This window comes from Neiella litorisoli (genome assembly GCF_014773395.1).
Classification (GTDB): Bacteria; Pseudomonadota; Gammaproteobacteria; order Enterobacterales; family Neiellaceae; genus Neiella; species Neiella litorisoli.
The window spans coordinates 119,041-125,214 of record NZ_JACXAF010000015.1 but is presented as its reverse complement, the minus strand read 5'-3'; the positions used below and the strand labels follow the sequence as shown (position 1 = coordinate 125,214).

5 protein-coding genes are annotated in these 6,174 nt (G+C 49.9%); 4 read left to right on the top strand and 1 reads right to left on the bottom strand.

The window, feature by feature from the left end:
• Positions 1 to 265 precede the first annotated feature (265 nt).
• The 4 genes from IC617_RS12395 (at position 266) to IC617_RS12380 (ending at position 4,631) form a co-directional block, all read left to right on the top strand.
• The gene (locus IC617_RS12395) at positions 266 to 2,215 is read left to right on the top strand and encodes a transporter substrate-binding domain-containing protein (RefSeq protein WP_191145299.1); all 1,950 of its coding nucleotides are present in this window, start codon (positions 266 to 268) and stop codon (positions 2,213 to 2,215) included.
• A gap of 291 nt (positions 2,216 to 2,506) precedes the next feature.
• Positions 2,507 to 3,157 (top strand): response regulator, encoded by a 651-nt coding sequence (locus IC617_RS12390; RefSeq protein ID WP_191145298.1) that lies wholly within the window; start codon positions 2,507 to 2,509, stop codon positions 3,155 to 3,157.
• A 23-nt stretch (positions 3,158 to 3,180) separates the two neighbouring features.
• Positions 3,181 to 4,296, top strand: coding sequence for a GGDEF domain-containing protein (locus IC617_RS12385; protein ID WP_191145297.1), 1,116 nt, complete (start codon positions 3,181 to 3,183; stop codon positions 4,294 to 4,296).
• Positions 4,297 to 4,400: 104 nt separating this feature from the next.
• Entirely contained in the window at positions 4,401 to 4,631 is a 231-nt protein-coding gene (locus IC617_RS12380; protein WP_191145296.1) for a hypothetical protein, read from the top strand.
• A 63-nt stretch (positions 4,632 to 4,694) separates the two neighbouring features.
• On the opposite strand, the gene gorA is transcribed toward IC617_RS12380, so the two are convergent.
• On the bottom strand, positions 4,695 to 6,044 hold the full coding sequence (gene gorA, locus IC617_RS12375; RefSeq protein WP_191145295.1) for a glutathione-disulfide reductase: 1,350 nt from the start codon (positions 6,042 to 6,044) through the stop codon (positions 4,695 to 4,697).
• Positions 6,045 to 6,174: the final 130 nt, after the last annotated feature.

Below are 6,174 nucleotides of genomic sequence, written 5' to 3'. Positions count from 1 at the left end.
AAGTCAGTGTTGTTTTGTTGATGTAAATGTTATGTGGTTGGTGAGTTTGTCGATACTCGCAAAACCACGGGTCATGGGCTGGGAAAAGCTCGTGCTGAAGGACTAGTAAAATTACGAGTAGGGCGTCTGAGCTGGACTAGCTACAATAGTTAGGAATGATTAATTAGCCATTAACAACAATATGTTAGGTGTTTGGTTGGTCAGCCTAATGGCTCATCAGGCGACGCCTAGGGTTTACTAGTCAAGTCATCGGGTGGGGATAGACATGAAGCTGATATTGAACAAGTGCCAAACCTTGTGCGTTGGTTTGCTGATCTTGTTTAGCTTTCATCTGTCGGCCGAGTCAGCATTGACGCCTGAACAACAACAGTGGCTTGCGAACAATAATCGCCTGACCTTTTCTGCCGCAGCCAAAGCCCGCCCTTTTAGCTATATCAATCGTAACAATGAATTCGCTGGGGTCAGTGCCGACATTATTGCTCGTCTTGAACAGCACTTAGGTATAGAAGCGTTTTATAAGCCGTCGGCATCTTGGGCAGAGGCCCTTGCCATGTTGCGCACCGGTCAAATTGATTTCATTCCATGGATTTACATCACCGAGCCTAGAACGCAGCACTTTTTGTTCTCAGAGCCTTATTTAATTGATGAGCTGGTGCTATTTACCCGCAGCGATTTTCATTATGTCAGCGGCCTTGATGACATGCAGAGCCATTCACTCGCGGTGCTGAGAGACTCGGCAGTTGCTGATGTGTTAGCGCGCGACTATCCGCAGATTGAGCTAATTACCTACAACAGTATTGAAAATGCCTTGGAAGGGCTGGCGACCGGCCAGACTGACGGCATAGTGCATTCCAATGCCATTATTGAACAGCTGTTGCGTTTGTCTGATATCGACAATATCGAGTTTGCAGCCACCACGCCCTATCGCTTTGGTCAGGCATTTGCGGTTCATCCGGCCAAGGCTGAATTGGTGCCACTGCTCAATCAAGTAATAGCTGTAATCACTGAGCAAGAGCGCGCTTTGTTGCTGGATAAGTGGACCAATGTTCGGGTGGTGGAAAAGCAAAACTGGCAAACCTTGTTGCTCTGGCTGGGTCTGATCACCCTCTTGGCCGCAGTAGCGGTTGGCGTGATCACCATTCGCAATCGCCGCGTGGCATTTTTAGCGGTACAAAAAAGTGAGGTCTTGCTAGCGAGTGCGCAGCGCATGGCGGGTATGGCCAGCTGGCAATGGCAGGCGGTTGATGATTCCATGATTTGGAGCGGCGAGGGGGGCCAAATGATTGGTTTACCCCACAATCGCCGAGTGACGCGGCGAGGGTATTTGCAACTGGTTCACCCCGAGGATCAATTGGCCGTCAAGCAACGTTGGGCACACGCCGTCGACAAAGGCGTCTACCAGTCTGAACACCGCTTATTGATTGATGGCAAAGTCAAATGGATCCGAGAAATTGCAGAGCTAGATACTGATTCTGAGGGTAATTTGGAGTTTGCCCTCGGCACCACACAGGATATTCATGATCAAAAATTGGCTGAGTTACAACAAGCCGAGAGTGCCGACAAACTGCAAAAATTAACGGCCAAATTAATCCATGTGCAAGAAGAAGAGCGTCGTCGGGTGGCAGCTGAATTACATGATGATTTTGGCCAGCGCTTGGCGGCACTTTCTATCGACGTTGGCGGGTTGGAATTGGATCCTGATATCGCGCCGGCGCGAGATCGGGTCGCCAAACTAAAAGCCAATTTAATTCAGGTGGCGGCTGATGCCCATGATTTATCCCGCCGCTTGCATCCAGCCATGATTGACGATCTAGGTTTGGCTGATGCCTTAACCACAGAGGTGGAAAGCTTTATCCGCCGAGAATCCATTGATGTGGCGTTTCATGTCAGTAAGCAGTTGCCTGAGTTGTCATCGGAGGCGCGCTTGAGCTTGTTTCGGATTGTCCAAGAAGCGCTTGATAATGTTGCTAAATATGCCTGTGCGTCGATGGTTCAAGTGTCCCTTGAAATTGAACAGCAGCGGCTGATCTTGCAGGTGATGGATGATGGCGTCGGTTTTGATGTTGAGCAGGCGATGAAGTCGCCGGGGATTGGCCTGCAAAGCATGATGGAGCGGGCCAAGCTGATTGGCGCAGAATTGGCCATTGCTGCCGAGCTCAATCAAGGTGCCACGGTTGAGCTGACCATGGCGCTTGCTGCGGCCAAAGCGCAATAGGCGCTAACGGTTAACAACAATTGCACAATTAATAATCGTTGCTTTTACAGCTGGTTATCATTTAAGCCGCTACTTTTCACCTGAACTTTACCAAACATTCCCTATAGTTTTGCCTGCAATGATTGCCGCGAGATGAGCTTGGCCTCGGCTATGCGGTACTAACAATTAGGCAACAAACATTGGAAAACGCTAAGTTATCCAGTGGCTCCTGAGTTAGTATCAATAGAAATTGAACTTTGGATCCGATACAACGTAGTTGAAGGTATCGCGTTGAAGGACAAATAGCCGGATATGAAAAAGACAGTAATCCTAGCAGATGACCACGTCCTCGTAGCTGAGGGTATTAAGAATCTATTGGCACAACAATACGATGTGGTTGCTACCGTCGAAAATGGTCGTGAGCTGATCACCGCCGCCAAACAGCACAAGCCCGATGTCATTGTTTCTGATGTGTCGATGCCACTGTTGAATGGCATTGATGCACTGCACAAGCTCAAAGAACAAAAAGTTGACGCCAAGGTGGTGTTTTTGACCATGCACCCAGACGTCAAATACGCCATCCGAGCTCTGGATGCCGGCGCCGCCGGATATGTACTGAAGCACTCGGCTGCCGATGAGCTGTTAACCGCAGTTGACGCAGCATTGGCTGGCAGAACCTTTATTACCTCGCTGCTGGCAGCTGATGTGATGGAGGCGTATCGCCAAGGTGGTGATACTAAAGCAACGGACCCTCTGGCGCAGTTATCGCCGCGTCAGCATGAAGTGCTGCAACTATTGGCGGAAGGTAAAACGGCAAAGGAAGTGGCCAACATTATGAATATTTCGAGTCGCACCGTTGAGTTTCATAAGTACAAAATGATTGAAGTACTGAAACTCGATAACGCGAGAGAGTTAATTAAATTTGCAATTGAAAATGGCTTAGCGGCAACCAATCCGAACTGAGTCAGTTCTGAAGTGGTACAGCAATGCGCGAGTTTTTTCGTAGTAGTGCGCAGGGTGATGATGATCTCCTTGGCGCATTGAAAAACAACCTGATTGATGATGTTTGGATTGCCCTGATTTTTCTTGCGCCGCTCGGCGCAATGATTGGCGTATATCGCGCGATTTATTCCGGTCTGACCTACACCCTGCTCATTCAAAGCTCGCTGATTGCCTTTGTTTCGATTTTCTTCTTTGCCCGCAATCGCTTCAGTCGGCCGGCTCAAGCCGCTGTCGCAGTCGGCTTTCTGTTCGCTTGTGGCATGCCGGCCATTATTCAATATGGTTTCCATAGCGCCGCCTTTGTCTGGTTCTTCTTCGCGACCTTGATTGTCGCTTACTGCTTCCCGAAAAAAGTGGTCTATCTGGTCATGGCCACTACCGCAGCCATCATGCTGGCAACGGTGTTGTTTGTCAGTGGCCAGCAAGCGTTGCCGATTGACGCCAATGAGTTTATTTACCAACTGGCCGGTTGGGGGCCCACGGTATTTGCCACTTTGTTTTTTGGCGTCCTGATGATCAAAGTGATCCATGCTCACAATCTGCGTTGCTATGAGTTGAATGCCAAGCTCAGTGAACAGAAACAAGTCATTGAGCAATTGGCCAATCACGATTCATTAACGGGGTTGCCGAATCGTCGGTTGGCGGTCGATCGGCTGGAAGTGGCGATTGAGATTGCCAAGCGCGAAAACGACAAACTCGCTTTGTTGTTTATCGATTTGGACGACTTTAAGCCGGTTAATGACAACTTTGGTCATGAGATTGGCGATCAAGTGTTAAAGACGGTCGCAAAACGGCTTAAAGCCAATGTCCGAAAAAGCGATTCAGTATGCCGTATTGGCGGCGATGAGTTTATTGCCATTATGCCTGGCATCAAATCGAAAGATGCCATGGAGCTGGTTTGTAAAAAGCTAATTGCAGCCATCAGTGAGCCGATTGTGATTAACGGCCAGTCGATCATCATTGGCGCCAGCATTGGGGTATCGGTTTACCCAACCGATGCCGACAATGAAGTCGATTTACAACATGCAGCAGATGAGGCCATGTATCGCGCCAAGCACAGTGGCAAAAACCAATTTGCTATTGCCGATGCAGGCCAGTAGAAAACCGTAATTTCTCGGCGCCGAACCGGTAATTTTTCTAGGTTCAAGATTGGTAACAAGTTCTTAAACTTTGTCTTAACAAATGACAAGAGCAGAGGTCACCAATGGCTAACCAACAACTCAATTCACTGTCCAATCAATCGCCCTTTGAAATGATCAATCGTTTGGGCCTTTCTCAGTTGGATGACGCTCAGTTGGATAAAGCGGCAGTGCCTGCGAGCAAAATGGTGCGAACCGAGAACCTCAGCTCATTTGCGATTAGTGACGATGAGCTCAAGCATCGCAGTTTGTCGATGGTTATTGCGGAAAACATCATCCTTAGCCTAGCCCACTGAAGCCAACGTCAAACCAGCGTATTACTGCGCTGATTCGACGCTGACGAAGTGCAGCTTGAGCGACTAGCGAAGAGTCACGAACTCCTCGGCTGATGTCGGGTGAATCGCCACGCAGGCGTCAAAGTCTGCTTTGGTAGCGCCCATTTTGATAGCCACGCCAAAGCCTTGGAGGATTTCATCCATCCCCAAGCCGATGCCGTGAAGACCCACCACTTTTTCCTCTGGGCCAGCGCAAATCAATTTCATCCGAGTGATTTGACGGTGGCTGGTGACCGCCGTGTACATGGCGCCAAAGCTGGAGTTGTAAACCTTAACGGCTTCTTCGCCGTATTCGGCAATAGCTTCTGGCTCGGTCATGCCGATGGTGCCAATGGTCGGGTGACTAAAGACCACCGTTGGTACCAAGCTGTAATCCATTTTCATCTGATCTTGGCCATTAAACAGGCGCTCTGACAGAATTCGACCGGCTTTTACCGCCACTGGCGTCAACTCGATGTAACCGATGTTGTCGCCAACCGCATAGACGCCTTCGGCGCTGGTGTGGTGGTGTTCGTCAACCTTGATGTAGCCGCGCTCGTCGGTTTCAACACCGGCTTTATCGAGGGCAATGGTGTCGGTCGCTGGCTCGCGGCCAATCGCCCAAATCAGGCAATCAACGGTAATGCCTTGGCCATTTTCAAATTCAATGGTGAGGCTGCCGTCGTCGTGCTTCACTACTGACTTTGGAATGCTGTGGGTGTGCAGGGTTGGGCCATCTTCGGCCATTAATTCGACCAAGGTGTCACTCAACATCGGGTCAAAGTTTCGCAGCGGTGCATGTTTACGCACCGCCAGATGAGTCACCGAACCGAGCGAGTGCAACACGCCAGCTAGCTCTACGGCAATATAACCTGCGCCGACCACACAGACCCGCTTTGGTTGCTCATTGAGGGCAAAGAAGCCGTCAGAGTCAATGCCATATTCGGCACCTGGAATGTTGGGGCGAGTCGGGCGGCCGCCAGTGGCAATTAAGATGTGCGGGGCACTGTAGAGCTCGCCATTGACTTCAACGGTGCGGTTATCAACAAACTTGGCAAAGCCGTTGATGACTTCGATACCATTATTGCCTAACACGCGATCATAAGAGCCATGAATTCGTTCGATATAGGCATCGCGGCTTTTTACCAACGTTTGCCAATTGAAGTTGTTGACGCTGACATCAAAGCCATAATCTGGCGCATACTTATGGATTGCTTCGGCAACTTGGGCACCAAACCACATGGCCTTTTTCGGCACACAACCAACGTTCACGCAGGTACCGCCGATGTGGCGGGCTTCGATCAGTGCCACTTTTTGGCCGTGCATCGCCGCCCGGTTTGCCGATGCAATGCCGCCTGAGCCAGCACCAATACAGATGTAATCGAATGTTTTCATGAGGGCATCTCTTTAGAATTTGTGTCCGCAGTTTGCCAGATGGTTGGTCAGGTTGAAAGTGACCATTGAATTACCGGACTCTGGCTCCATATGAAGGTTATAGCGCGCTGCAATCCTTGCCGCCAGTGAA